This window comes from Halomonas sp. SSL-5 (assembly GCF_030708455.1).
GTDB lineage: Bacteria > Pseudomonadota > Gammaproteobacteria > Pseudomonadales > Halomonadaceae > Halomonas.
Genome location: NZ_JAUYWF010000007.1, coordinates 138085 through 164294, shown reverse-complemented (window position 1 = coordinate 164294; position 26210 = coordinate 138085). Strand labels below are relative to the sequence as shown.

Sequence of the window (26210 nt, the reverse complement as noted above, 5' to 3'; positions counted from 1 at the left end):
GACCATGACCTAAGCCTGCTGAGCCACACCCCGTTGCCGAGGACTAAGCCTGCTTGTTGGGGGTTTCTGACGCTGGAGGCCTCTTGGGTCAGACCCCGGCCAACCCCCGCCGGAGTCTGACCCGGCGCGATGATGGTTCCTTACCCCCTTGCCCCCTTGCTCCTTGACCCCTTGTTACCTTGGTACCTTGACCCTACTTGTAGCTGTACTGGTAGTAGCCATAGCCATATTCGGTGGCCGCCTTGCGCTCCATGGCGTTGAGGATGGCGCCCTTGACGGTAACCCCGGCGTTTTCCAGGCGCCGGGTGGCGATCTGGATCTCCTTGACCGGGTTCTGCTGGAAACGGGCGACCATCAGGGTGGTGCCGCACTGGCGGCCGACGATGGCGGGGTCGGTGACGGCGAGGATCGGCGGAGTGTCGATGATCACCAGATCGTAGCGGTCACTTACCGCGGCCAGGAACTCGCTGAAGCGCTCGTGCATCAGCAGCTCGGAGGGGTTGGGCGGCGATTCACCGCGGGCCACGTAGTGCAGGCCCTCCAGGCTGGATTCGCGGATCGCCTGCTCCAGTTCCAGCTTGCCGGTGAGCATCTCGGAGAGGCCGCCCTTGCTGCGCCCGCCGAAGGCGTTATGGATGTGCCCCTTGCGCATATCGGCATCCACCACCAGCACCCGCTGGCCGGCCTGGGCACACACCGCGGCGAGGTTGGTGGAGACGAAGCTCTTGCCCACGCCAGGGCTGGAGCCGGTGATCACCAGACGGTTGTCGGCCGCTTCGAGCATGGCGAAGTGCAGGCTGGTGCGCAGGCCGCGTAGCGCCTCCACCGAGTTATCCGCCGGGGCACGCTCGGCGAGCACCGCGGTGGCCACCTCATGGGCGTGCTTGTCGTTCTTGTGCTTGACCCGTCGCACCAGCTTCTGCTGCTCATCCGAGAGCGGCACGCTGGCGTAAACGGGCAGCCCGGCCTCCTCGATCTGCTCGGGTGATTCCACGCCACGCCGCAACAGGCCACGCACCAGGACCAGACCCACCGCGAGCATGCCGCCGAGCAGGGTGGCCAGCACCACGATCAGCGACTTCTTGGGCTCGATGGGGCCTGGCTGGGCCACGGCGCCGTCGATGATGCGCACATTGCCCACGGTGCTGGCCCGGGCGATCTGCATCTCCTGGATCTTGTTGAGCAACTGGACGTAGACCTGCTGGTTGACCTCCACGTCGCGACGCATGCGCAGCACCTGCTGCTGGGTCTCGGGCAGGCTGCCGACCCGCTCCTCCAGTCGGTCACGCTGCTGGCGTAACTGGGCCTTCTTCTCCAGCAGGGCCGAGTAGGTGGGGTGGCTGGGCGTGAAGCGCCGCGAGATCTCGGCTTCGGTAAACTCCAGCTCGTTGAGCTGTTTCTCGAGGTCGACGATGCGTTCGAGGATCGACTGGGTCTCGAGTGACAGATCCACGCTATCGCGCTCTGCACGGTAGTCGTTGAGCCGGTTCTCGGCCAGGTTCAGCTCATCACGCACCTTGGGCGCCTGCTCCTCGAGAAATTCCAGGCTTTGTTCGGCCTCGGCGGCCTGGCGCTGCACGTTCTGGGAGAGGTAGACCTGCGTAATGGCGTCGAGCACGCGGCGGGCGCGCTGGGGATCGGTATCGGTCAGGGAGAGGTCGAGCAGGCCGCTGTCGTTGCCCTGCTGGCCCACGCTCAGGCTGGCACGCAGACCGGTGATGGTGGCCAGGGTGGAGCGGCGCTGCAGGGTGAACACGGCGCCCTCCCCCGCCCGGATCTCGGCGAGCCGCAGGCGTACATCCCCCCCCAGGAAGCTGGCGTCCTCGCCCACCTGCCCCTCGCCCAGGGTCTCGTCCTCGAGGCTGAGGCTATAGCGCTGCTCGCCGAGTACCTTCAGCTCGAAGGGTTTCCCCTCGTACTCGGGCGCCACCTGGAACTCGCCGACGTTGATGGCCTCACCGGCCCATACGCTGCTCTCCGCGAAGCTCTCTACAAACCCGGGTCGCTCCATGCCTCGGCGCACCAGGAACTCCCCCACCACCGGGAATCGCTGCGGTGTGATCACCAGGTCCAGGCGCTCCTGCTCCACGGCCTGGCCCAGTACCATGCGCGAACGGATGATCCCCACCTCGGCATCGGCCTTGGGCTCCTCGCCCAGCATCGCCCGCACGTCCTCCAGTGGATTGGCCATGCCGGCCTTGTTCTCCACCTGCACCAACGCATCGGCGCGATACACCGGCGTAGCCAGCAGCGCATACGCCACCCCGCCCAGAGTGAACAGGAAGGTAACGGCGATGATCAGCCACTTGTGGTCGAGGAGCAGGCCGAAGAGGCGGCCGAGGTCTATCTCATCATCCGCGGGTGCGGCGGGCCGGGGAGAGTTCTGAGTGGGGTCGGTCATGGGTGCGCTACGTAGAGGATCAAGGAGTCAAGGGGTCAAGGGGTCAAGGCCTGCTATCTTGAGACTGCAGTGGCTGACCGGTGTACGAGGATGAAGTTTGAAGATTTGAACGCCTGGAAACGGGCTGCGCGGCTCAGTGCCGATATCTATCGGGCCTTCCAAGGCTCTCGAGACTATGGCTTTCGTGACCAGATCACGAGGTCGTCATTGTCGATAGCCAGCAACATCGCCGAAGGCTACGAGCGTGACAGCATGAAGGAGAAGTCGCGTTTCCTCAGTTTTGCAAAGGGCTCCTGCGGCGAGCTTCGAACTCAGATCTACATCGGCATGGATATTGGCTACATCGACAAGGGACAAGGCAAGCAGTGGCTCGAAGAAACCCGTGAGCTATCCCGGATGTTGTATGCGTTGATGCAAAGCGCGAGGAGCCAAGGGAGCAAGGACTAAAGGGCCAAGGGGGCAAGGGGAGCCACACCCTTGCTTCCTTGACTCCTTGATCCTTCGAGCCGCTACAGCCTCTTCGCCCACGCCCCCACCGCAGCCGATAGAAGCTCATGCACATGCTCAAACGCTTCCCTGCTCTTCCTGTACGGATCCGGGATATCCGGTTCGCCGGGGAGCCATTTGCCAAGGGTCATGGTCTTGCCCATGGCTTCGGGGGCGATGTCGCCGATGGCGCGGCGTTGGCCGGGGCTCATGACCAGGACCAGGTCTGCGTCGGCGAGGATCTCGCGGTTGAGTTGGCGGGCGGCGTGGGCGGAGACGTCGAGGCCGTCCGCTTCGGCGAGCTCTCGCGCGGTGGGGTCGACGCCCTGGCCGACCAGGGCGCCGAGGCCGGCGGAGCTGAGCCGCTTGCCGGGCAGGGCCTGGCGCAGCATGGCTTCGGCGACGGGGCTGCGGCAGATGTTGCCGACGCAGACCACCAGGATGCGGTCGAACATCAGAGGTCGTCTCGCAGTTCGTTGGCGTCGTTGGCGGCGCGGGTGACCTGGTAGACAGCCGTTACCGTGGGCAGCAGCTGGTTGATCACGCGGTTCCAGCGGCCCATCCGCGTGGAGGTCACGTAGACGATATCGGTGGGCTGGAGGGTGAACTGCGTTCCCAGCACCATGGCCGCGGCGTTGCGTGCATCGAGCTGGTAGACGGTGGCCAACTTGTCGCTGGTCTCCGGTGCGCGGCGGATGACGAAGATGCCGCTGGCGTTGGCGCTGGCCTCGTTGAAGCTGCCGGACTGGCTGAGGGCGTCGGTGAGGGTCAGGCGGGTGCGGCCCATGGGCAGTGCCTGAGGCTCGCCCACCTCGCCCATCACGTAGACCTGCTGATTGCCGACATCCGGCACGTGGAGAACGTCACCATCCTTGAGCAGCAAGTTGGCGGAGAGATCGCCATCATTGAGCATGCGGTAGAGCGAGATGGTGCGCGTCTCGCCATCGCGGGTGAGCTGCACGCCGTGCCAGTTGGCCTGCTCGTCGAGCCCGCCGGCCTGGCCGACGGCGTCCAGCAGGGTGAGGGGCACGTGGGTAACGGGCTGTGGACCGGGGTCGCGCACCTCACCGGTGACCTGCACCTTCTGGGAGTTGAAGGCCGCCACGCGCACCTCCACCTGAGGCTCGGCGATATAGGTCTGCAGGCGGTTGGCTATGAGGTCGCGCACTTCGGCCACGCTCTTGTCTTCGACCAGCACGCGGCCGATATAGGGGTAGAAGATGGTGCCATCGCGGTGCACGGTGTTACCGGATTCCGCGGCGCTACGCTCGCCGCCGGCGGGAATGGTGAGCTCGGGGTGGTCGTAGACGATGATGCTGAGCACGTCGCCCTTGCCGATGCGGTAGTCGTAGTTGTCGATGGAGGCGCGCTGCTGCTCGCCGAGGCGCTTCAGCTCGTCGCTGCCCTGTGCCAGACCCTGCGCCGGGTTCAGGGCGTTGACCAGCCCGGGTGTGATGGGCTCGATCTCCACCAGATCATCGATGGGGGCGCTCTCGACATTCGAATCGATATGGCTGCCGGGGGCGAAGGCGCAGCCGGACAGGAAGGCGGCAAGCAGCAGGGTGGTCAGCAGGAGTCGCGTCATGGGGGTCTCGGGAACCGTTCGGGCACGCTACCGCCCCGAGGTGTCATGGCACATCCTCGAGGCCGGCGGGGAAATTCTTGGCGGCCAGGCGCCCTCACTGTCAAACGAGCTGGAGCGTCGGCCATGGGAATCAGAGCGACGCATGCTAACGAAACTCGATGACACTAACCACCACCGATGGTGTCGGGATGGAATTTTGTAGGTGATTTCCTACAAAGCGACGGGGCAATCGCTGAAAGCCGCGGCGGGAGGCCCCTATTTCTTCGTAAAATCATTGAGTTGTCATGGTGTCTGCGGTATAGGTGTGCCACGATTTGTTCCATGAAGACAATGAAAAGGATGGGATCATGATTCGACGTCAGATCGCGCTGTGCGCCATCGCCGCCATGCTGGCTTCACCGCTGGCATTGGCTCAGGGTACCGAATCCGGGGCCGCTGCGGGTTCTTCCACCTCCGCCGGTGCGGGAGCCGGGGCTGGTGCAGGCTCTGCTGGCGCAGGTGCCGGGGCTGGTGCTGGTGCAGGCTCTGCCGGTGCAGGTGCCGCGGCTGGGGCGGGTGCCGCCGGCGGCGCTGCGGCCACCGGTGGCCTGGCCGGCCTGGCCGCGGCGACCGGTCTCTCCACCACCGCCCTGGTAGGCGTGGGTGTGGCCGGGGCGGTGGCAGTGGGTGCCGGTGTCAGCGCCGCAACCAGCGGGGGTGATAGCAACGGCACCACGGGAACCACCGGTACCCGCTGACCATGCCTGACGCGACAGAGTCTACACCTTCACGAGACCGCCTGCGGGCGGTCTTGTCGTGTGGCCTGGTATTTTCCCTGGCCGGGCTGGCCGGCTGCGCCAGCGGCAAGGCCACACCGCTCGCCTCTTCCCTGGCGGCCCTGTGGCCCGATACGCAGGCGGCCGAACATCGCGCCGCCGAGCTGCCCTATGCCTCGCTAATCGCGCGGCTTGGCAACGCTCAGGGACTGCTGGTGATGGGCACCCAGGCCGGCGATATCACGCTGTGGCCCTCCGCCCAGGGCGGGACGCTGGAGCTTCACGACGGCGGCCTGCAATCGTTCAGCGGGGGCGACGTCGCGCTTCTCGGCACCGCCTATGCCCCGCAGTCGCCCTGGCACGAGTCCTCCCCCGCGCGCTTCACGCTCACCCGCCACTGGCGGGATGCCGAAGGGTTCGTTCAGCGCGGCGAAGCCGAGGGGGTCATGCGCTGTGAGGCGCCCGGTCCGGTCCGCCTGCCGCTGGGGGAGCGCGTACTCGAGCGCTGCGAGGTGTCGCTCGCCTGGGCGAGCGGGGCCAGCAGCGAGGCCAGCTGGTGGCGCGATCCCGATAGCCGCCGACTGTGGGCGCTGGAAGAGCAGCCATGGCCGGACGCGCTCACCCTGCGCTGGCAGGTGGCGCGGCACTGGTGGTAGCCGCCTTTTTCATTCGCCACTTCTCTCCATTCGATCGCAAGGCCATCCCGTCCCGATGTTGAAACGCTTGCTGGCCACTTCCCTGGCCGTGATTCCCTTGAGTCTGTGTGTGGGTGTGGGTGCCGCTGGTGCCCAGACTGCTGCTGACACCGCTATCGCCGATAAATCGGGCTCCCACGAAGCGGGCTCCCAGTCTGCCACCCTGGCCGAAGCGTGGCTGGCGTGGCAGGAGCGGCGCCAGGCCGAGGGTCAGCCTCCGCTTGACTGGGCCTACAGCTTCGCCCTGCGCCGTGAGGATGCTCCCGAGGTGGCGTTTGCACGGGCGCGACTGGTCAATGAGCTGCACGGCCTGGGCGAGCGGCTGGGTGTCGCCGGCAAGACTCAACAGGCCGAGGCGCTTGCGGCCTGGGCGGAGGCGATCGCGGCGAGCGCTGGCGCCCCACTGCGCACGCCGGAACGACTCGGACTGCCTCGGCTTGCCGCCAACCTGCGCCACAATCCACCGATGAGCGAGATCGCCCAGCTGGGCACCTGCACGCCTCCCGAGTGGGTGGAGACCTGGACGCTCGCCGGCGTCGGGCGCCTGGCCTGGCACCCCGGCATGACTCTGGACGACGCCCTGGCGGCGCTGCCGGACGATGCCGCGGCCGGCGTGGACCATGCACGGCTGATCGACCCCGTCGGCGAGCGCCACCGCCTGGGCATCGCCGCATGGAACCATCAAGGTGCCCCGCTCGCCCCCGGCGCACGGGTGGTGGTCGAGCTGCCGGGCGACGACGGCGCCGAAGGCGCAGTAGTCAGGCTGATCAATGCGCGGCTGGCGGAATGGCTGGCGATGCGGGTGCCGGGGGAGGAGTGCGAGATTCAAGGGGTCAAGGGGTCAAGGGAATGAGTAGCAGGCTTCAAGTGCCAAGGGGGCAAGAAGGTATCAAGGGGTCAAGGGGTGCCTTGCTCCTTGTCCCTTGTTCCTTATGGCTGGTGGCAGCACCAACACTCGCCGCTGATCCGGTGCTTCTGGGGCGTGGCCAGAGCGACTTCGGCGGGATCGGCCTGATGCAGACGCCGAGCGCACGGATGGAGGAGCCGGGGCACTTCGCGGCGAGTTGGAGCCGGACGGCGCCCTATCGGCGTTACGCTATCTTCGTGCAGCCCACCGACTGGCTGGAGGCGGGTTTTCGCTATGTCTCGGTGGAGAACCGCAACTACGCGGTGGCGGACGAACCGCGCAACAACCTCGACAAGGGGATCGATGCCAAGGTTCGGCTGTGGGAAGAGGGACGCTATCGGCCGGCCCTGGCGCTGGGCCTGCGCGATGCCGGGGGCACCACCCTGTTCGGCGCCGAGTATCTGGTGGCGAGCAAACGCTGGTATGGCCTCGATTTCACCCTGGGGATCGGCTGGGGCTATCTGGGCAACGCCAATGATGGCGATTCACCGCTGGGTTGGTTGGATAGCCGCTTCGAGTCACGCCCGGACAATGCCGGCGGCGATCAGGGCGGCGAATTCGCCCTTGATCAGCTGTTCCGCGGCCCCGTTGCACTGTTCGGTGGCGTGGAGTGGCAGACGCCCTGGGCGCCACTGGTGCTGCAAGTGGAGGTGGAGGGCAACGACTACGCCAACGAGCCCCAGGACAATGACCAGCCGCAGGATTCCCGGGTAAACCTGGGGGCACGCTACCGGCTCAGCGACAATCTCGAACTGCGGGCCGGCTGGCAGCGCGGCAATACCGCCATGGCGGGAATCAGCTTTTCCACCAACCTGGCAGGGCTCTCCCAGGCCAAGCAGGATCCGCCGCCGATGCCTCTGGGGGCCGAAGCAGAGGCCGACTGGCCGGCGGTGGCGGCACGCCTGGAAGAGAATGCCGGCATGCGGGTCAGCGAGATCCGCCGAGACGGCGAGGATCTGGTGGTGAACGCCGAGCCCACCGTCTATCGAAACCTGGCGAAGAGCGAGGCGCGGGCCGGACGACTCCTGCACGCCAAGGCCGATGATCAGGTGGAGACCTTCCGCTATCGCTGGCAGAACCGCGGCATGGCGCTGCGCGAGGACGTGCACGACCGGGCAAGCTTCGTCGCCGCCGCTGAATCGGCCGACGAGGAGGGGCACCATCGTTACGGGCTCTACAGTCACGCACGCCTTAAGCCCGTCCGGGGCGAGGCGCTCTACACCGCCGACCCGCAGCGTCTGAGCTGGTCCGTCGGCCCGTCCATCGAGCAGAACTTCGGCGGGCCGGATGGCTATCTCTATCGGCTCTCGGCCTACGCATCGGCAGAATACAGCACCGACGCCAACGGCTGGTTCTCCGGTAGCCTGACCGCCACCCTGGCCGACAACCTCGACGAGTACAGCTATATCGCCGAGTCCGACCTGCCGCGGGTGCGCACCTATATCGGCGACTACCTGGCCGAGGCGGACGTGGGCATCGGCAACCTGCAGTACACCCGCACCACGCAGCTCGGCGATGACTGGTACGCCATGGGCTACGGCGGTCTGCTGGAGATGATGTATGCCGGCGCGGGGGGCGAGGTGCTCTATCGTCCCTTCGATAGCCCCCTGGCGCTGGGCGCCGACCTCAACTGGGTGCGCCAGCGCGAGTTCGACCAGCAGTTCGGCCTGCGTGACTACGACGCCTGGACCGGCCATCTAAGCGCCTACCTGGAGACCGGCGTTGAGGACGTGCTGGCCAAGCTGAGCGTGGGCCGCTACCTCGCCGGCGACGTGGGCGCCACCCTGGATCTCTCGCGGGAGTTCGACAACGGCGTGCGGATGGGCGCCTGGGCCACCTTCACCGATGCCGGCGACGACTTCGGCGAAGGCAGCTTTGACAAGGCGCTCTACCTCTCCATCCCCATGGACGCCTTCTTCGTGCGCTCCAGCCGCGACCGCGCCACCATCGCCTGGCAGCCCCTGACCCGCGACGGCGGCGCCCGCCTCCACCGCCGCTATGAGCTGTATGACCTGACCCAGGAGCGGGATCTGGGGAGGTATTGGGAGGATTACGAGAGCAGTTGGGAGTGAGAGAAAGCCTCTCCCACAGCTCGGTGTTCCCGCGGATCTACCTAGCGCTTGGCTAGAGCAGAATAGTTTGAAAACAGCGTTTCCCTATCGTATAGTGAGGGTGTTACATCTTGGATGATGTAGAACACGAGAAGGAGAGAACACCATGCGCTTATCCCCTGTCATCGCTACCGCCGCCCTGTCACTGTCTCTGGTTGCCGGTCAGGCCATGGCCTACCAGGCAGGCGATGTGTACGTGCGCGGCGAGTTCGAGAAGTCCGACGTCAACGGTGACGAGCTCTCCAAGGAGAACGCCTTCGGCCTGGCCGGTGGCTACCTGTTCCACGACAAGCTTGGGGTGGAGCTCGGCATCGGCGAGGACGTGGAGCATGACTACCAGCTCGAATCCGGTCATAACGGCGACCTCGACCGCATGCCGGCCAACCTATTGCTCCAGTACTACCCGCTGGGCGGCGTGGAAGACGCCCGTGTGCAACCGTTCATCGGCGCTGGCGTGAACTACACCCGCTTCTCCAGCGTGAGCGGCGCCGGCATGGACGTCGACGACAGCTACGGCTTCGCCGGCCAGCTGGGTGTCGATCTGACCATCACCGACAACCTGAGCGCCACCGGCTTCGCCCGCTACACCGAGGTCGACGCCGAGTTCGAGCAGGCCGGCCAGACCGTCGACGACGTGCGCCTCGACCCGGTCTCCGTCGGCGCGGGTGTCACCTACCGCTTTTAAGCGGCATTCACTTCAAGCACTCAGCGCCGGGCCCCTCACGGGGTCCGGCGTTTTGCTGTTACGGAACCCCCCATGACGTTGAATCTTTCTGAACTGCTCACCAAGGTCGAGCGCATCGCCCTGCAGGCCGGCGATGCCATCATGGCCGTCTACGCCCGCGACTTCTCCATCGAGGAGAAGGACGACAAGAGTCCGCTGACCGCGGCGGACATGGCCGCCCACAGGGTGATCATGGCGGGCCTGCGGGCTCTGCCCCAGGGCATCCCGGTGCTCTCCGAGGAAGACATCGGGAGCTTCGCCGGTGCCGATGCCAATGGCCGCTACTGGCTGGTGGACCCGCTGGATGGCACCAAGGAGTTCATCAAGCGCAACGGCGAGTTCACCGTGAATATCGCGCTGATCGAGAACGGCCGCCCGGTGCTCGGCGTGGTGGTGGCCCCGGCGCTGGGGGTGTCGTATCTCGCCGCCCGAGGCGTGGCGGCCTTCAAGGTCGAATGGGCCGATGGAAAGACCGCCGAGCGCACCCCGATCCGCGTGGCCGGCAAGCCTACAGATGGCGCGACCTGGCGCGTGATGGGCAGCCGTTCCCACCCGAGCCCCGATCTCGCCGACTGGCTGGAGACGCTTGGCCGACATGACATGGTGCCCATGGGCAGCTCGCTGAAGCTGTGCCTGGTCGCCGAGGGCAAAGCCGACGTCTACCCGCGCCTCGGCCCCACCTGCCTGTGGGACACCGGCGCCGCCCATGCGGTGGTGGAACAGGCCGGCGGCCGGGTTGAGACCCTGGAGGGCGAAGCGCTCGACTATGCCGCGCCATCAGAGAAGCTCAACCCGTACTTTGTCGTCTGGGGCCACGGCGACTGATCCAAACCCAGAAAGCACCCAGCCCGGCACATGGCCGGGCTGGGTCGACAGGATCACTGATCAGGAATAGTTAGTCGCTGCCGAACACATCCCGCGTATACACCTTCTCCGCCACATCGGCGAGCTCTTCGGCCATGCGGTTGCTCAGGATCACATCGGCCTCGGCCTTGAAGGCCTCGAAGTCGCGCAGCACCCGGGAGCCGTAGAAGCTCTCCTCCTCCAGCACCGGCTCATAGACGATCACCTCGATGCCCTTGGCCTTGAGGCGCTTCATCACCCCCTGCATGGCGCTGGCGCGGAAATTGTCGGAGCCGGTCTTCATGATCAGACGGTAGATGCCCACAACCCTTGGCTTGCGCGCCAGCACCTGTTCGGCAATGAAGTCCTTGCGGGTGCGGTTGGCGTCGACCACCGCCTGGATCATGTTGCTCGGCACATCCTGGTAGTTGGCCAGCAGCTGCTTGGTATCCTTGGGCAGGCAGTAGCCGCCGTAGCCGAAGCTGGGGTTGTTATAGTGCTTGCCGATGCGCGGGTCCAGGCCCACGCCTTCGATGATCTGGCGGGTATCGAGGCCGTGGGTCTCGGCGTAGGTATCCAACTCGTTGAAGTAGGCCACGCGCATGGCGAGATAGGTATTGGCGAACAGCTTGATCGCCTCGGCCTCGGTGCTGTTGGTGAAGAGCACCGGGATATCCTGCTTCTCGGCGCCCTGCTCGAGCAGCTCGGCGAAGGTCTCAGCACGAGCCGAGCGCTCGCCGACGATGATCCGCGAGGGGTGCAGGTTGTCGTAGAGCGCCCTGCCCTCGCGCAGGAACTCCGGCGAGAAGATCAGGTTCTCGGTGCCGAAGCGCCGGCCGGCCTCCACGGTGTAGCCCACCGGTACCGTGGACTTGATCACCATCAGCGCCTGCGGGTTGATCGCCATCACGTCCTGGATCACCGCCTCGACGCTTGAGGTATCGAAGGTGTTGGTCACCGGGTCGTAGTCGGTGGGGGTGGCGATGATGACGAAGTCCGCGTCGCGGTAGGCCTGTTCTCGATCCAGGGTGGCGGTGAAGTCGAGCTCGCGGTGGGCGAGGAAGTCGCTGATCTCGGCATCCTCGATGGGCGAGCGCCCCGCGTTCAGCACCGCGACCTTCTCGGCGACGATATCCAGCGCCACCACCTCATTGTGCTGGGCGAGCAGCATGGCGTTGGAGAGGCCGACGTAGCCGGTACCGGCGATGGCGATCTTCATGGTGAGTCCTTTCGTTGCGTGAGGGTGAGCCAGCAACACATTATACGGGCCCATGACCGCGATGTGAGGCCCCGCCTCTGATCCGGGCCATGCGAAGCAGGCTTTGACCGGCACCAGGCCCCGATCTGCTATAACTGAATGTGCCGAGCCACCAACCACGGTGAATGGATGCACCTGCCCTACCGCCCTGCCCTAGCCGCCGCCCCGCTGTTGGCGCTGATCATTTTCACCCTGCCATCGGCCGTGGGCGCAGAGCCCGTGAGGATCGGCGTCTACCACAACCCGCCCAAGATCCAGCTGAGCGAGAGCGGCGAGCCGAGCGGGATCTTCGGCGATCTCGCCCGGGCGCTGGCCGATGAGAATGGCTGGACCCTCGAGCCGGTGGAGTGTGCCTGGCGCGAGTGCCTGGTGATGCTGGAGGCCGGCGAGCTGGACCTGATGCCTGACGTGGCTTTCACCGAGAGCCGTGCCGAGCGCTTCGCCTTCCACCGGGAGCCGGTGTTGCACAGCTGGTCGCAGCTCTACCATCGCCCGGAGCTAAGCATCGAGGGGGTGCTGGACCTCGAGGGGCTGCGCATCGCGGTGCTGGCGGATTCGATGCAGCAGCGCTCGCTTTCGCGGATGCTGACAAGCTTCGGCGTCGACGCCGAGTTGGTGGCGCTGCCGAGCTTCCAGGAGAGCTTCGCAAGCGTGCAGCAGGGGGCGACGGATGCGGTGGTCAGCAACCATCTCTTCGGCGGCTGGCAGGCGCCGCGCTACGGCCTCACCGCCAGCCCGATCATGTTCGAACCCTCGCGGCTGTTCTTCGCTGCCCCGCCGGGCCGGCCGGCGGCGCGGCTGGAGCGGATCGATGCGCAGCTCTTGCGCTGGAAGCGTCAGCCGGGCTCCCCCTACCACCAGGCGCTGGAGAGCTGGCGAAGCGGCGAGGGCCGGCGCCCGGTGCCGAGGTGGCTGCGCTGGGCGCTGATTGGCTCCATCGGCCTGATGGCGCTGGCGATGCTCGGCAACCTCACGCTGCGCCGCCGCTTGCGCGACCACCTGGCGGCGATCCGTCAGGTGCGCGAGGACAACCGCCGGCTGACCCTCTACGACTCCCTCACCGGCCTGCCCAACCGCCGCCACCTGATGGAGCAGTTGCACCGCCGGCTCGACACGCCACATGCGGCTCATAGCTACACGGCACTGCTGCTGATCGACCTGGATCGCTTCAAGCGGGTGAACGACACCCACAGCCACCGCGAAGGGGACGAGCTGCTCTTCCAGCTCTCCGAGCAGTTCGAGGCGGTGCTGGGGCACACCACGACCTTCCTCGCCCACCTGGGTGCCGACGAGTTCGCCGTGCTGGTGGACGACCTGGGCGAGCGTGCCGATCAGGCCGCCCAGCGGGTCGAGCGGCTGGGTGACCGGCTGCTCTCCGCTGTGGTGGCCGCGCAGACGCCGGAGGTGGCCGACCTCGGCATTACCGGCAGCATCGGCGTCAGCCTGTTCGATGGCGAGGCGCCGACTCCCGACACCGCCCTGCAGCAGGCCGATATGGCGGTGAGTCAGGCCAAGGCGGCCGGCGGCAACCGGCTGCGCTTCTTCGACGACGCGGTGCAGGCCGCGGTCAACCGCCAGGTACGGCTGGAGGCCGACCTGCGGCGTGCCCTGCAGCGCGATGAGCTCAGGCTCTTCTATCAGGTTCAGGTGGATGAGAGCGGCGAAGTCTCGGGACGCGAGGCGCTGCTGCGCTGGGAACACCCGGTGCAGGGGATGATTTCGCCAATGGACTTCATTCCCCTCGCCGAGGAGACCGGCCTGATCGTGCCGATCGGGCGTTGGGTGGTGGCGACCGCCTGCCGCCGGCTGGCCGCGTGGGCAAGCGATCCCGCGCTTGCCGACCAGGCGATCTCGGTCAACGTAAGCCCCGTGCAGTTCAGCGAGGAGGACTTCGTCGCCGAGCTCAGGGAGATCCTCGACGCCACCGGCGCCCCGCCGCGGCGGCTGGTGCTGGAGGTGACCGAGTCGCTGCTGATGCAGAACCCCGAATGCGTCAGCCGGCGCCTGAGCGAACTGCGCGACCTGGGCGTGCGCCTGGCGCTGGACGACTTCGGTACCGGCTACTCGTCGCTCAACTACCTCAAGCGCCTGAGCTTGCACGAGCTGAAGATCGACGCCAGTTTCGTCGCCGGCATCCCCGATGACCCCGCCGACATGGCCATCGTCGACACCACCCTGACGCTTGCCAACCGCCTGGGTCTCGAGGTCACCGCCGAGGGCGTGGAGACCGCCGAGCAGCACCGCTGGCTCCAGGCCCGCGGCTGCCGCCGCTTCCAGGGCTACCTCTTCGGGAGGCCGGAGCCGCTGGCTTAAACCTGACAATCCAGGTGGGAGGCCCGGTCCCCCGGGCAGGTGTGTCCCACAGGTGAAGGTGGCCTACCAGCCTCTGTGGGAGGCCGGGTTTCCCGGCAGGCGTGTCCCACAGGTGAGGGTGGCCCACCAGCCTCTGTGGGAGGCCGGGTTTCCCGGGCGAAGGAGGCCGAAGGCCTCCCCGGTAACGCCAGTAAAATTCAGCAACACCGCCAGGGCGCCTGACGGCGCCTTCGCCCGTCAGAGCCGGCCTCCCACAGAAAACCGGTCAGACCCCTAAGTGCATTGAGGGGTCTGACCCCACTGGGCGGGGCTGGACGCGATCAAGCAGGCTGTGCCAGCGGGTGAGGATGGGGGCGTCGCTGTAGCTGACCTCGGCGAGCAGCTGGCGGAATTCCTGGCGGACGCCGTCGTCGGCGGGGGCAATCAGGGCGAGCCAGGCTTCCAGGGCGCTGATCTGCTGGTGCAGGTTGCCGTCCTCGCGGGCCTGGCTCAGGGCGAGTTCGATCAGGGCGACGAGTTCCTCCCGGGGGTGGCCGAGGCGGTGGCGCACGCGGGCGAGCTGCACGGCGAGCTCCGGCACGAACAGGGTGGTGCGCTCCCGGGCGAGCATCAACGCCTGGTCGAGGTACTCCTCGGCGCGGGCAAATTCACCCAGGGCGATGCAGGCGTCCACCAGCCACAGCGAGGGCCGGGCATGGGGGTCGCGGCCGGTGAGTTCGGTGAGCTCCTCCTGAGTGGCCTCGATCTGGGCCAGGCCGTCGCGGTCGCCGGAGATGGCGCGCTGCCAGCCGAGCACGCCGCGGGCGGCCATCTGCCAGAGGTGCAGGTCGGGGGTGCCGGTGAGCCGGTGGGCACGCTCGGCACGGTCGGCGGCGAGGTGCACGTGGCCCAGCTGGCGATAGAGCGCGGCGGCGTACATCAGCGCCATGGCCAGGCTGCCGGGATGACCGATGGTCTCGGCCAGGCGGATGGCGGATTCGACCTGGGTCTCGGCGCGACGATAGTCGCCGCGCAGACACAGCGCCCAGCCCTGGAAACAGGCCGCCGCCACCTGGGGGTGATCGGAGAACGGTAGCCACTCGATCATCATCGGCGACTCGAGGGGGGCGATCTCGTCGAGGTGGTCGTAGGCGAGCGGGATGCGCCCGGCCCAGTATTCGCAGCTGGCCTGGGCGTACTCGGCCAGGCGCGCGTAGCGGGGGTCCTCGAGCTGGCGGGCCAGGTCGGCCAGGGCGGCGGCCAGGCGGAAGGCGTCGGCGTGGGCGTGGCGCTGGCTGCAGCCCACCCACAGGCCCCACTTGACCAGGAAGGCCTGCTCCAGGTCGACGCTCTCGCCCTCCTCGGCCAGCGCCTTGATCAGTTCGCGGGCGCGCACGAAGCTCTCGTGGGCGGTGGGCGAGCCGTGCCCCTCCAGGGCGAAGGCGGCCTGGCCACGCACGGTGAGCAGGCTGATCTCGCGCTCGGCCTGGCCCGCCACCTGGCGCAGGCTGACCAGCCCCAGGTCGGCCATCTTGAGGGCGGTGCGATTGGCGCTGACCTTGAGCGCCTCGCGGGCGGCCAGCTCGTAGTAGCGCGCGCCGCGGGCATAGTGGCCGCTGCGCCGCAGGTGGGTGGCGAAGTCGCCCGGGTGGCGGCCGATCCACATCGGGAAGCGCTCCTCGATCAGCGCGACCACCTGGCGGTGGATGGCGCTGCGCACGTCCCGCGGGCAGGAGAGGTAGGCGGCCTCCTGCAGCAGCTGGTGGGTGAACTGGAACTCGCGGCCGGCGTCGTCGCCCTCCACGGGTTCGATGATCTCGAGGCGGCGCATCTGCTCGAGAGCCTGGGTCAGGCGGGCCCCGTCCAGCTCGCTGCACTCGGCGAGGAAGTCGTAGCGGAAACGGCGCCCCAGCACGGCGGCCATATGCGCCACCTCGCGGTCGCCGTCGAGCTGGTCGATGCGGCTGGCGAGCAGGCCGAGCAGGCCGTGGGGCAGCTCGTCGAGCTGCACGCTGCGCCCCTCGCGGCGATCCATGTCGACGCGCCGCACGATCTCCTGCAGATAGAGCGGCACGCCGTCGCAGCGCTCGATGATCTGGCCGCGCAGACGCGGGCTGATATGGATACGGTAGCGCCGCGCCAGCTGGGAGAGCAGCCGCGAGGAGTGCATGGCATCGAGCTTGCCCAGGGTGATCTGCTGATCCCAGTGCAGCTTGGCGGGCAGCCCCTCGCGGCCGTGGTGGCTGGCCACCAGCATCAAGGCGCAATTGATCGGCAGGCGCGCCTGGAGGCCGGCCAGTACCTTGACGCTGGGCTCGTCCAGCCACTGCAGATCGTCGATCATCAGCACCAGGGTGCGTTCGGCGGCGATGCGGCCGATCAGGCGCTGCAGCAGGCCGACCACCAGCTCCACCGCCTCGCCGCTCTGGGTGAGTTCGGCGACGGCATGCACCTCGCGGGCGCCCAGCGCCTCCTCCAGCAGCCGGCAGCGCGCCTCGTCGAGCTCGGGAGCGCCGAGCGCCTCACACAGCGCCTGCAGGCTATCCACGTCGCACTCATGGCCGAGGTGCCAGCGCAGCAGCTTGCGTGCCACGCCGTAGGGCTCCTGCACCGAGAGTCGGGTGGTGGGCTGCCAGCAGATGGCGGCCTCGCGACTCTGCTCGAGCTGGCGGAAGCCGACCATCAGCGCCGACTTGCCCATCCCCGAGGGGCCGCGCACCAGCACGCTCTGGCGCAGGCCGATGCCGGCTCGGGCCAGGGCGTCGCGCAGGCTGCGCAGCGCCGTCTCGCGACCTACCAGGCTGGGCGGCAGTGCCTCGCGACCACCTTCATTCGCCCCCAGCACCAACGCCCGCAGGCGCACCCGGCCGTCGCTGGCCACCAGGCGCGAGCTGAGCCGCGGCTGCAGGTCCAGCGCCGGCGGCATGTGCTGGCTGGCGTCCTGGGAGATCACCAGCTCACTGCCCTCGGAGGCGCTCATCAGATCCAGGGAGCCCTGGGTGACCTGGCCCAGGGGGTCGACCATGCGGCGCTCGGGCAGGTAGATCACCCGGCCGCTGTTGAGGCCGGCGGCCAGCTCGATGCGCGGCGGCTCGCCCTCCCCCGTCCAGTGACGAGCGGACTCCTCCGGCAGCATGCGCCGGCAGTGCTCGTAGAGCGCCACCAGCTCGGCCAGCTGGTGCGCCGGGCCGTGGGTGCCGAAGCAGGCCAGGCCCAGGCCACCGGTGGCACCGGACAGCCAGAAGCCACCCAGGTGGTGGCACTGCTCCTCCAGCCAGCGCATCAGCTCGAACTGCAGCATCAGGCAGGCGCGGCTGGCCGGCCGCGAGGAGAGGTCGCCCTTGAGACGCAGGCGGATGGCCATCACCGAGAGCTGGCGCTGCTCGATCTCTTCCTCGCGCAGCGGCGTGCTGTCCGCCGCCAGGGTGCGCGAGAAGCCGACGCTGCCGGCGCCGGCGGCATCGGCCTGGGCGTCGGACCAGTAGCGCGCCAGCTGCAGGAAACCGGGCTCGGGCTGCTGGCCGGAGAGCGCCAGCAACTGCAAGTAGGCATTGTACTGCTCGTGGGCGGCGGCCAGCTGACCCTGCTCGGCCAGCTGGCGCACCAGCCGCTCGTGGAAGGGGCCATAGCCGGAGAAGCGATTGACCAGCGACTCGAGGAGCGTATCGGGCACGCTGTCGAAGCGCTCGAGCACCGCCTCGGAAAAACGGATCACCCGCTGGCGCCAGTCGTTGCGCACCTGCACCAGCCAGCGCTGGAACTCGGGGCAGTTGGCGATCTGCAGCTCCTCCACCAGGTCGCCCTGATAGTGCTCGAGCAGGGTGGCCAGGGTCGGCAGGTCGCGCTCGCCATCGAGCAGCGTCTGGATATCGTGCAGGTCGAGGCTCCAGCGCTCGGGCAGCTGGAAGGCGATGGTCTGGCGCGACACCACCAGCACCTCATCGGCGTGCTCGCCCAGCGACTGGCGCAGGCAGTGCAGGGCGTGACGCAGGTTGGTACGCCCCGACGAGAGGCCCTGGTCGGGCCACAGCAGCTCGGCCAGGGTGGCACGGCTCACCGGCTGATGGTGCAGCAGCAGGTAGACCAGCAGCGCCTTGACCTTGTCGTAGCTGAACTGGGTAAGGGTGTCATCCTCGCCGAGAGAGAGCGAGAAGTGGCCGAAGAGTGTCAGCCGAGCCGAGGTATGGGTCTCGGCGACGTCGGAGGCATCCCGCATCGTGGTATTCCTGCGTCCTGAGCGGCGGGCCGGGATCAGGCCGGCACACCGCTGTGAAAACGAAAGGCCGTGTCCGGCTCTTGTATTAGCGCCGCCTCGCGCTCGACGAAGAAGGCGATTCGGGACTCGACCGGCGTGTCGCTCAGGTGCTGAGCCAGCATCAGGTAGTCCTCGTAGTGGCGTCCCTCCGACTTAACCAGAGTGCGATAGAACTTGGCAAGCTCGGCATCGAGGTGCGGAATCAGCCGCGCGAAGCGTTCACAGCTGCGCGCCTCGATCAGCGCACCGATGATCAGGATATCGGTCAGCCGCTCGGGGTCGGCGGGTCGCACATGGCGGCGCAGCCCCTCGGCGTAGCGCGAGGCGCTGAGGTGGCGATAGGCGATGCCACGCGCCTCCATCAGCTTGACCACCTGCTCGAAGTGCAGCAGCTCCTCGCGGGCCAGCTGGCTCATCTTGGTCAGCAGCAGCGGCTGGTCGACGTAGCGGTAGAGCAGGCTCATGGCGGTGGAGGCCGCCTTCTTCTCGCACTGGGCATGGTCGATCAGCAGCAGCTCGGGGTTCTCCAGTGCCCAGGTCAGCCAGGCATCGGGGGTACGGCAGCCCAAAAACGCCAGCAGCTCGTCGGAGAGCAGCGCCTCGGCATCGGCGGCGCCCGTGTCACACACTGCAGCTGGCTCGGTCAGGGTCTCGGACATGATCGGTTCGCGTCTCACCGGGTGAAGATAACGTTAAAACGTCATGGTAGCGCGAACCGCGCCCTGAGTGGAGGTCATTCGACCTTGGTGGGTAGCCCGGTGGGATACAGCGGGGTCTGACCCCTCAATCCACGGTGGGATACAGCGGGGTCAGACCCCTCAATCCACTTAGGGGTCTGACCCCACAGGAAACTGAGCCCAAGCATCTACACTGAAAGCCATCAGGGCGAGTGACATGAGGGCTGGCATGGCACGCTCAACGCGCATTCTTCTCCCAGAGACCCCGCTACATCTCGTGCAGCGCGGCAACAACCGAGGCACCGTCTTTGAATTTCTCGGTGACGCTCAACGGTATCTGGAGTTTCTCGACGAGGCGAGGAAGCTGTGTCAGGTGGACATCCACGCTTACGCGCTGATGACAAACCATATCCATCTGCTGGTCACGCCACGCGGTGAGCCCGAAGGCGTCAGCCAGATGATGAAGCTTCTCGGGCAGCGCTATGCCCAGAACTTCAACAAGCGCCACCATCGGACAGGCGGACTGTTCGAGGGACGTTACCACTCCTGCCTGATCGGAGAAGAGGCCTACCTCTTCGCCTGCTACCGCTATATCGAGATGAATCCGGTGCGAGCGGGGATGGTGAACGAGCCCGGGGAGTATCGTTGGTCGAGCTATCACGCCAATGCCCTGGGGGTGGAGGATCTCTTGGTCGTGCCCCATGGCGCCTATCTGGCGAGCGGCCAGGACCCCAGCGCTCGCCAACGCCTGTATCGACGACTCTTCAAGGACCCTCTGCCCGACGCCACGCTGGAGGATATCCGCCACCAGACGCGACGTGGCCACGCCTTCGCCAGCGAAACCTTCCGCGCCCGCCTTATTCAGCGACTGGGGTCAGACCCTTAAGTGAACTGAGGGGTCTGACCCCAATGGACCCCAATGGGAGGGTTACTCCCCTGCCCTATACAGCTTCTGGATGCTGGAGAAGTCGATGGCGCCGTTGCCCTGGGCGCTGTGCAGGGCGAACAGGTTGCGGGCCTGTGAGCCCATGGGCACGGTTGCCTTGGAGCCGAGCGCCAGCTCCCAGGCGAGGCCGAGGTCCTTGGCCATCAGGTCGGTGAGGAAGCCGCCCTGGTAGTCGCGGCTAGCGGCAGAGCCTTCCATCACCCCGGGCCAGGGATTGTAGACGTTGAGCGCCCAGTTGCCGCCGCTGCTCTGCTTCATGATCTCGGAGAGCACGGCGGGGTCCATGCCGTTCTTGACGCCCAGTGCCAGGGCCTCGGCGGTGCCGCTCATCAGGATGCCGAGCAGCATGTTGTTGCAGATCTTGGCGACCTGGCCGGCACCGCTGTCGCCGGCGTGGAAGATGTTCTTGCCCATGGCCTCGAGCACCGGCTTGGCCTGGTCGAAACCGTCGGCGGCGCCGCCGACGATAAAGGTCAGGGTGCCGGCCTTGGCGCCGCCCACGCCGCCGGAGACCGGGGCGTCGAGCCAGGTGAGGCCCTTCTCCTTAGCGGCAGCGGCTACCGTGCGGGCGTCCTCCGGCGAGATGGTGGAGGCGTCGATAATCAGAGGCTTGGCTTGCAGCGCCTCGAGCAGACCGGGGGCACCGTCGCGGCCTAGGTAGAGTTCCTTGACGTGGACGCCGGCGGGCAGCATCGAGATGACCACCTCGGCGCCCTTGGCCGCACCCTCGGCGGTGTCGGCGCGCTTGGCGCCCTCGCTCTCGAGTGCCTGCATGGCGCCCTCGACCAGGTCGAAGACGGTGACTTCGTGGCCGGCCTTGACCAGGTTGCTGGCCATGGGGGCGCCCATGTTGCCGAGGCCGATAAAGGCGATTTTCATGGTTGGCTCCTTGTGATTATTCGAGATTTGGGGTCAGACCCCTCAATGGACTTAGGGGTCTGACCCCAAAGGGGGGGGGGGGGGTTACCCCACCCGGTGGCCCCAGCCGAGGTCGCGCAGCGGGTGCGCCTCGCTGGTCCAGGGTGAGACGAACATGGCGTCGATGAAGGTTTCCGGGACGCTGCCGACGTCGCTGTAGGTCCACTGGGGATTCTTGTCCTTGTCGATCAGCAGGGCGCGCACGCCTTCGGTGAAGTCGCCGAGGCGGCCGCACTGCACCGAGAGCACCAGCTCGTCGCGGAAGGCGTCGGCGAGGCTAGAGTGAGCGTGGCGCTCGAGCATGCGCCACACCAGGTGGGCGCTGATCGGGCAGCCGTTAGCGAGGCGCTTGCGATTGGCGGCGAGCCACGTGTCGTCGCTGTCGTCGGCGAGTATCCGCGCCACGGCGGTCTCGGCGTCGACGCTGCCGACCAGCGCCTGGATGGCATCCTGGTGCGGCTGCACCTGCCCCGCCGGGGCCTCGCCACGGTCCTCGAAGCGGTCGAGCACGGCCTGCACGGCGGCGCGGCGCGCCTCGGGGCCGCGGTCGCCGAAGTCGGCTTCGCCCAGGGCCGCGAGCAGATCGGCGCGACGAGCGCGGGGCACGAAGCGGTCGGCCAGGCCCAGATCCAGGGCGTCGCGGGCGTTGAGCTGGGCACCGGTGAGGCCCAGGTAGGCGCCCACCCCGGGCGGCATGCGATTGAGGAACCAGCTGGCCCCGATGTCCGGGTAGAGCCCGATGGTGATCTCGGGCATGGCGATCAGGGTGGTCTCGGTGACGAGGCGATGCGAGGCGCCGGCGGTAAGGCCCAGGCCGCCGCCCATCACGATACCGTCGGCCCACACCATCACCGGCTTGGGATAGGTGTGGATGCGGTAGTCGAGGCGATACTCCACGGTGAAGTAGGTGGCGGGAAGTTCGCTGTCGCGGCCCGAGCCGCGGTTCTCGCCCTCCTCGGTCAGGGCACGATAGAGGGCGACCACATCACCGCCGGCGCAGAAGGCCTTGTCACCGCTGCCCTCGAGCCACACGGCGACGATGTTGCGATCCACCGCCCAGGCGTCGAGCTTGACCTCGAGCTGGCGGGCCATCTCCAGCGACAGGGAGTTGAGCGAGCGTGGCGCATTGAGGGTGGCGACGCCGATGAACCCGCCACAGGCGGTGGGCAACTCCTCGAAGATCACGGGCAGATCCGACATCCTGGTCTCCTTGTTGGTTGGAAGCGAGCTTATTGCAGCGATTCGATCACACCGTCGGCGAGCAGGCGCCGGGCGACGATCAGGCGCATGATCTCGTTGGTGCCCTCGAGAATCTGGTGCACGCGGGTATCGCGCACCAGCCGCTCCAGGGGGTACTCGCGGATATAACCATAGCCGCCGTGGAGTTGCAGGGCCTCGTTGCAGACGTTGAAGCCCATGTCGGTGGCGAAGCGCTTGGCCATGGCGCAGTGGGCGGGGGCCTCGGGGTCGTTGTTGTCCAGGCGCCAGGCCGCCTGGCGCACCATCAGGCGGGCGGCGGTGAGCTCGGTGGCCATGTCGGCGAGCTTGAACTGCAGGGCCTGGAACTGGCTGAGCTCGCGACCGAACTGCTTGCGCTCGGCCAGGTAGTCCCGCGAGAGCGTCAGCGCCTGCTGGGCGGCGCCCAGCGAGCAGCTGGCGATATTGAGGCGGCCGCCATCGAGACCCTTCATGGCGAACTTGAAGCCCTCACCCTCCTCGCCCAGGCGGTTGGTGACCGGGACGCGCACGCCATCGAAGCTGACCAGGCGGGTCGGCTGGCTCTTCCAGCCCATCTTCTCCTCATTCTTGCCGTACTCGATGCCCGCGGCATCGGCGGGCACCACGATGGCGGAGACGCCGCCGGCGCCGCTGTCGGGGGCGCCGGTGCGCGCCATCACCACCAGCACCTCGGTACTGCCGGCGCCGGAGATGAACATCTTGCTGCCGGAGATGACGTACTCGTCGCCCTCGCGTACCGCCTTGGTGCGCAGGCTGGCGGCATCGGAGCCCGCGCCGGGCTCGGTGAGACAGTAGGAGCCGAGCGCCTCACCGGCTACCATGGCGGGGACCCAGGCCTCGCGCAGGGCGTCGTCGCCCCAGTTGGCGATCATCCAGGCCACCATGTTGTGGATGGTGAGATAGGCGGTGGTAGCGACGCAGCCCTGGGCGAGCTGCTCGAAGATCAGCGAGGCGTCGAGCCGCGAGAGCCCCAGGCCGCCGTGCTCCTCCGGGGTGTAGATGCCCAGGAAGCCCGCCTCCCCCGCGCGGCGGATCACATCCAGGGGGAAGTGGGCGTTGGCGTCCCACTCGGCGGCATGATCGCTGAGCTCGGCCCGGGCAAAGTCGGCGGCGGCCTGGGCCAGCGCCTTCTGGTCGTCGGTCAAGGAGAAGTCCATCAGGAGTTCCTCGTCGCGTGGTTGTAAGACATTGTTGTTAAGAATCGTAGTTAAAAATCGTTACTAAGAATCGTTGCTAAGAATCGCTGTGAAGCATGCGTGCTGACCATGAGGGTAGTTGACGAGCCCCAACCTAGCACTTGCTTGGTTTTTACCCTATCACCCCATGGTCGAACAAGCACTTTACGTTAACGTAAACCTCGGCTAGTGTTGCCTGCAGGCGGGCGAGCAACGCTCCGCTTGCCAATAAAACGGAAGACGCTCATGACGCACTCATCCTCCCCGGCGCCCGACGCCTCTCAGGACGGCCCCCTCCCCCGCCAGACTCGCAGCTACAGCATCGGCGAGCTGGCCAAGATGTTCGAGGTGACCACGCGCACCATCCGCTTCTACGAGCAGGAGGGGCTGCTGGCGCCCGAGCGGCGCGGGCAGACGCGAATCTACAATGAGAAGGATCGCGTGCGCCTGAAGCTGACCCTGCGCGGCAAGCGCCTGGGCTTCTCGCTGGCCGAGATCCGCGAGGTGGTGATGATGTACGACGCCATGCCCGACGGGAATCGGCGTCAGCTGCGGCGTCTTCTCGAGATCCTGGCGGACAAGCGCGGCAACCTGGAGCGCCAGCAGGAGGACATCCGGCTCATGCAGCTCGAGATCGACGATGTCGAGCGCCGCGCCCGGGACGTGCTGGCCAGCCTCGGCGACCAGCCGGACTGAACCGCCCTGCCAGGCTCATGACAGCGGTGTCACAACACCTAACAATTCCAGCAACGAATCTTGCCCAACACTTCCTGGTCAACGGTTTTTGCCAACAATCGCGAGACACGCTCATGACACGCCAATACACCCCCATCAGCTATGTCAGCGGCATCAGCGACACCCCCCTCAAGGGGCAGACCATCGGTGATTGCTTCGATGACACCGTGGCCCGCTTCCCCGACCGCGACGCCCTGATCAGCCGCCACCAGGGCCTGCGCTACACCTGGAAGGAGCTGCAGGCCGCCGTGGACCAGGCCGCCCGCGCCATGCTCGCCCTGGGCGTCAAGAAGAGCGAGCGGGTGGGCATCTGGTCGCCCAACTGCGCCGAATGGACCATCACCCAGTTCGCCACGGCGAAGATCGGCGCCATCCTGGTCAACATCAACCCCAGCTACCGCAGCCATGAGCTGGAGTATGCGCTGAAGCAGTCCGGCGCCGCGACGCTGATCCTGCAGGGGGTGTTCAAGAGCTCCGACTATGTGGCCACCCTGGCCGAGCTGGCGCCCGAGTTGCGCGACGGTGGCCCCGGCACCTTCAAGAGCGCCAAGCTGCCCGAGCTCAAGCGGGTAGTGTGCCTGGACGCCGACCGCGCCCTGACCGGCATGTTCAGCTGGCAGTCGATGCTGGCTCATGCCGACGAGGTCTCCGCCGAGCACCTGGCCGAGGTGCAGGGTACCCTGCAGTTCGACGACCCGATCAATATCCAGTACACCTCCGGCACCACCGGCGCGCCCAAGGGCGCCACCCTTTCCCACCACAACATCCTCAACAACGGCTTCTTCGTGGCGCGCACCATGGCGCTCACCGAGGAGGACCGCATGGTCATCCCGGTGCCGCTCTACCACTGCTTCGGCATGGTGATGGGCAACCTGGGCTGCGTGACCCACGGCGCCACCATGATCTACCCGGGGGACGGTTTCGACCCCGAGCAGACCCTGACCGCGGTCTCCGAGGAGAAGGCCACCACCCTGTATGGCGTGCCCACCATGTTCATCGCCGAACTGGAGCACCCCGAGTTCGAGAACTTCGACCTCTCGCACCTGCGCACCGGCATCATGGCGGGCTCCATCTGCCCCATCGAGGTGATGCGCAAGGTGATCGAGCGCATGAACATGCAGGACGTCACCATCTGCTACGGCATGACCGAGACCAGCCCGGTAAGCTTCCAGACCCAGACCGACGCCCCGCTGGAGAAGCGCGTCACCACGGTCGGCACCATCCACCCCCACCTGGAGGTGAAGCTGGTGAGCCCGGAGACCGGCGCCGTGGTGCCCCGCGGGGAGACCGGCGAACTGTGCACCCGGGGTTACAGCGTGATGCTCGGCTACTGGAACAATCCCGAGGCGACCGACAAGTCCATCGACGAGGCCGGCTGGATGCACACCGGTGACCTGGCGACAATGGATGATGAGGGCTACGTGGCCATCGTCGGGCGCATCAAGGACATGATCATCCGCGGCGGCGAGAACATCTACCCGCGCGAGATCGAGGATTTCCTCTACACCCACCCGGCCATCTCGGACGTGCAGGTGATCGGCGTGCCCGACGAGAAGTACGGCGAGGAGGTGATGGCCTGGGTCAAGCTCGCCGACGGCCAGGAGCTGGACGCAGAGGAGCTGAAGGCGTTCTGCAAGGGCAAGATCGCCCACTACAAGGTCCCCCGCTACGTGAAGTTCGTCGACGAGTTCCCGATGACCGTCACCGGCAAGATCCAGAAGTTCAAGATGCGCGAGGAAGCCACCCACGAGCTCGGCTTGAAGTAAGCGGCCAAGCGGCCAAGCGGCCAAGCGGCCAAGCGGCCAAGCGGAAAGTAGAAAGAGAAACCCCGCAGGCCTTCAGGGCCCGCGGGGTTTTTGATTCTATGGGGCTCCCTGTAGGAGGCCGACAAACTATGGCAGGAAGGCTGGGGGCTGTGCTGGGAGGCTGGGGCCTGTGGTGGGAGGCCGGGGCCCCGGCGGTTCGACGCTTCGACGAATGGAGGCCGAAGGCCTCCCTGGCAATGCCAGAGAGCTGAACAACTCCTCCGGGGCGCCTGACGGCGCCTTCGCCCGGCAAAGCCGGCCTCCCACAAGGTGGCCGGGGCACTTTTCGGCAGCCCCCTTTCGCCGCTAAGCCGGCCTCCCACAAGGTGGCCTGGGCATCCTTCGGCGGCCCCTTCCGCCTCGGAGCCGAGCTCTTCCAGCTTCAAGCTTCCAGGCACGAAGC

General features: G+C 67.1%; 20 protein-coding genes. 11 read left to right on the top strand and 9 right to left on the bottom strand.

From position 1 onward, the window contains the following. Positions 1-193: 193 nt before the first annotated feature. Entirely contained in the window at positions 194-2401 is a 2208-nt protein-coding gene (locus tag RAN53_RS10070) for a polysaccharide biosynthesis tyrosine autokinase (protein ID WP_305796686.1), read from the bottom strand. A 90-nt stretch (positions 2402-2491) separates the two neighbouring features. Here RAN53_RS10070 and RAN53_RS10065 point away from each other — a divergent pair, with 90 nt between their 5' ends. Further along, entirely contained in the window at positions 2492-2848 is a 357-nt protein-coding gene (locus RAN53_RS10065; protein ID WP_305796685.1) for a four helix bundle protein, read from the top strand. A 62-nt stretch (positions 2849-2910) separates the two neighbouring features. Here RAN53_RS10065 and RAN53_RS10060 read toward each other — a convergent pair whose 3' ends face one another. Together RAN53_RS10060 and RAN53_RS10055 are read right to left on the bottom strand one after the other, a co-directional pair. Next, entirely contained in the window at positions 2911-3342 is a 432-nt protein-coding gene (locus RAN53_RS10060) for a low molecular weight protein-tyrosine-phosphatase (protein WP_305796684.1), read from the bottom strand. Beyond that, positions 3342-4472: a polysaccharide export protein gene (locus RAN53_RS10055; protein ID WP_305796683.1), complete on the bottom strand. Its 1131-nt coding sequence runs from the start codon at positions 4470-4472 to the stop codon at positions 3342-3344. The genes RAN53_RS10060 and RAN53_RS10055 overlap by 1 nt, the downstream gene beginning before the upstream one ends. A 477-nt stretch (positions 4473-4949) precedes the next feature. Here RAN53_RS10055 and RAN53_RS10050 point away from each other — a divergent pair, with 477 nt between their 5' ends. The 6 genes from RAN53_RS10050 (at position 4950) to cysQ (ending at position 10489) form a co-directional block, all read left to right on the top strand. Continuing rightward, positions 4950-5108 (top strand): hypothetical protein, encoded by a 159-nt coding sequence (locus RAN53_RS10050; RefSeq protein ID WP_305796682.1) that lies wholly within the window; start codon positions 4950-4952, stop codon positions 5106-5108. 103 nt (positions 5109-5211) lie between these two features. Continuing rightward, positions 5212-5883 (top strand): hypothetical protein, encoded by a 672-nt coding sequence (locus RAN53_RS10045; RefSeq protein ID WP_305796681.1) that lies wholly within the window; start codon positions 5212-5214, stop codon positions 5881-5883. 55 nt (positions 5884-5938) lie between these two features. Further along, positions 5939-6775 (top strand): capsule biosynthesis GfcC family protein, encoded by an 837-nt coding sequence (locus RAN53_RS10040; protein WP_305796680.1) that lies wholly within the window; start codon positions 5939-5941, stop codon positions 6773-6775. Continuing rightward, positions 6772-8901, top strand: a complete 2130-nt coding sequence (locus RAN53_RS10035) for a YjbH domain-containing protein (protein WP_414842976.1) — start codon at positions 6772-6774, stop codon at positions 8899-8901. Before RAN53_RS10040 ends, RAN53_RS10035 begins: the two co-directional genes overlap by 4 nt. A gap of 145 nt (positions 8902-9046) precedes the next feature. Next, positions 9047-9625: an OmpW/AlkL family protein gene (locus RAN53_RS10030; protein WP_305796679.1), complete on the top strand. Its 579-nt coding sequence runs from the start codon at positions 9047-9049 to the stop codon at positions 9623-9625. Positions 9626-9697: 72 nt separating this feature from the next. Further along, complete coding sequence (cysQ, locus tag RAN53_RS10025) at positions 9698-10489, top strand: 3'(2'),5'-bisphosphate nucleotidase CysQ (RefSeq protein WP_414842975.1); 792 nt, start codon at positions 9698-9700, stop codon at positions 10487-10489. Between the two features lie 70 nt (positions 10490-10559). On the opposite strand, the gene RAN53_RS10020 is transcribed toward cysQ, so the two are convergent. Next, positions 10560-11726 (bottom strand): nucleotide sugar dehydrogenase, encoded by a 1167-nt coding sequence (locus RAN53_RS10020; RefSeq protein ID WP_305796678.1) that lies wholly within the window; start codon positions 11724-11726, stop codon positions 10560-10562. Positions 11727-11894: 168 nt separating this feature from the next. On the opposite strand from RAN53_RS10020, the gene RAN53_RS10015 reads away from it, so the two are divergent. Then, positions 11895-14078: a putative bifunctional diguanylate cyclase/phosphodiesterase gene (locus tag RAN53_RS10015; RefSeq protein WP_305796677.1), complete on the top strand. Its 2184-nt coding sequence runs from the start codon at positions 11895-11897 to the stop codon at positions 14076-14078. Positions 14079-14343: 265 nt separating this feature from the next. Here RAN53_RS10015 and RAN53_RS10010 read toward each other — a convergent pair whose 3' ends face one another. Next, positions 14344-18273 (bottom strand): AAA family ATPase, encoded by a 3930-nt coding sequence (locus tag RAN53_RS10010; RefSeq protein WP_305796676.1) that lies wholly within the window; start codon positions 18271-18273, stop codon positions 14344-14346. Positions 18274-18308: 35 nt separating this feature from the next. Then, a complete protein-coding gene (locus RAN53_RS10005; protein ID WP_305796675.1) occupies positions 18309-18971 on the bottom strand; it encodes a tRNA-(ms[2]io[6]A)-hydroxylase in 663 nt (220 codons plus the stop codon). A 235-nt stretch (positions 18972-19206) separates the two neighbouring features. On the opposite strand from RAN53_RS10005, the gene RAN53_RS10000 reads away from it, so the two are divergent. Continuing rightward, positions 19207-19875, top strand: coding sequence for a transposase (locus tag RAN53_RS10000; protein WP_321169819.1), 669 nt, complete (start codon positions 19207-19209; stop codon positions 19873-19875). A gap of 42 nt (positions 19876-19917) precedes the next feature. Here the strand turns inward: RAN53_RS10000 and mmsB are convergent, their stop codons facing one another. From mmsB to RAN53_RS09985, 3 genes are all read right to left on the bottom strand, one after another. Beyond that, complete coding sequence (gene mmsB / locus RAN53_RS09995) at positions 19918-20814, bottom strand: 3-hydroxyisobutyrate dehydrogenase (RefSeq protein WP_305796673.1); 897 nt, start codon at positions 20812-20814, stop codon at positions 19918-19920. Between the two features lie 84 nt (positions 20815-20898). Continuing rightward, positions 20899-22053 (bottom strand): enoyl-CoA hydratase/isomerase family protein, encoded by a 1155-nt coding sequence (locus RAN53_RS09990; protein ID WP_305796672.1) that lies wholly within the window; start codon positions 22051-22053, stop codon positions 20899-20901. Positions 22054-22082: 29 nt separating this feature from the next. After that, a complete protein-coding gene (locus RAN53_RS09985; protein ID WP_305796671.1) occupies positions 22083-23249 on the bottom strand; it encodes an acyl-CoA dehydrogenase family protein in 1167 nt (388 codons plus the stop codon). Positions 23250-23513: 264 nt separating this feature from the next. Here RAN53_RS09985 and RAN53_RS09980 point away from each other — a divergent pair, with 264 nt between their 5' ends. After that, positions 23514-23963 (top strand): MerR family transcriptional regulator, encoded by a 450-nt coding sequence (locus tag RAN53_RS09980; RefSeq protein ID WP_305796670.1) that lies wholly within the window; start codon positions 23514-23516, stop codon positions 23961-23963. A gap of 113 nt (positions 23964-24076) precedes the next feature. Next, positions 24077-25768: an AMP-binding protein gene (locus tag RAN53_RS09975; protein WP_305796669.1), complete on the top strand. Its 1692-nt coding sequence runs from the start codon at positions 24077-24079 to the stop codon at positions 25766-25768. Positions 25769-26210: the final 442 nt, after the last annotated feature.

Coding starts and splice junctions, on each gene's coding strand:
- cysQ (WP_414842975.1), top strand. CDS start 9,698: ATGACGTTGAATCTTTCTGAACTGCTCACCAAGGTCGAGCGCATCGCC.
- RAN53_RS10065 (WP_305796685.1), top strand. CDS start 2,492: ATGAAGTTTGAAGATTTGAACGCCTGGAAACGGGCTGCGCGGCTCAGT.
- RAN53_RS10000 (WP_321169819.1), top strand. CDS start 19,207: ATGAGGGCTGGCATGGCACGCTCAACGCGCATTCTTCTCCCAGAGACC.
- RAN53_RS10045 (WP_305796681.1), top strand. CDS start 5,212: ATGCCTGACGCGACAGAGTCTACACCTTCACGAGACCGCCTGCGGGCG.
- RAN53_RS10015 (WP_305796677.1), top strand. CDS start 11,895: ATGCACCTGCCCTACCGCCCTGCCCTAGCCGCCGCCCCGCTGTTGGCG.
- RAN53_RS09985 (WP_305796671.1), bottom strand. CDS start 23,249: ATGGACTTCTCCTTGACCGACGACCAGAAGGCGCTGGCCCAGGCCGCC.
- RAN53_RS10060 (WP_305796684.1), bottom strand. CDS start 3,342: ATGTTCGACCGCATCCTGGTGGTCTGCGTCGGCAACATCTGCCGCAGC.
- RAN53_RS10070 (WP_305796686.1), bottom strand. CDS start 2,401: ATGACCGACCCCACTCAGAACTCTCCCCGGCCCGCCGCACCCGCGGAT.
- RAN53_RS10035 (WP_414842976.1), top strand. CDS start 6,772: ATGAGTAGCAGGCTTCAAGTGCCAAGGGGGCAAGAAGGTATCAAGGGG.
- RAN53_RS09975 (WP_305796669.1), top strand. CDS start 24,077: ATGACACGCCAATACACCCCCATCAGCTATGTCAGCGGCATCAGCGAC.
- RAN53_RS10040 (WP_305796680.1), top strand. CDS start 5,939: ATGTTGAAACGCTTGCTGGCCACTTCCCTGGCCGTGATTCCCTTGAGT.
- RAN53_RS10055 (WP_305796683.1), bottom strand. CDS start 4,472: ATGACGCGACTCCTGCTGACCACCCTGCTGCTTGCCGCCTTCCTGTCC.
- RAN53_RS09990 (WP_305796672.1), bottom strand. CDS start 22,053: ATGTCGGATCTGCCCGTGATCTTCGAGGAGTTGCCCACCGCCTGTGGC.
- RAN53_RS10005 (WP_305796675.1), bottom strand. CDS start 18,971: ATGTCCGAGACCCTGACCGAGCCAGCTGCAGTGTGTGACACGGGCGCC.
- RAN53_RS10020 (WP_305796678.1), bottom strand. CDS start 11,726: ATGAAGATCGCCATCGCCGGTACCGGCTACGTCGGCCTCTCCAACGCC.
- RAN53_RS10010 (WP_305796676.1), bottom strand. CDS start 18,273: ATGCGGGATGCCTCCGACGTCGCCGAGACCCATACCTCGGCTCGGCTG.
- RAN53_RS10030 (WP_305796679.1), top strand. CDS start 9,047: ATGCGCTTATCCCCTGTCATCGCTACCGCCGCCCTGTCACTGTCTCTG.
- mmsB (WP_305796673.1), bottom strand. CDS start 20,814: ATGAAAATCGCCTTTATCGGCCTCGGCAACATGGGCGCCCCCATGGCC.
- RAN53_RS09980 (WP_305796670.1), top strand. CDS start 23,514: ATGACGCACTCATCCTCCCCGGCGCCCGACGCCTCTCAGGACGGCCCC.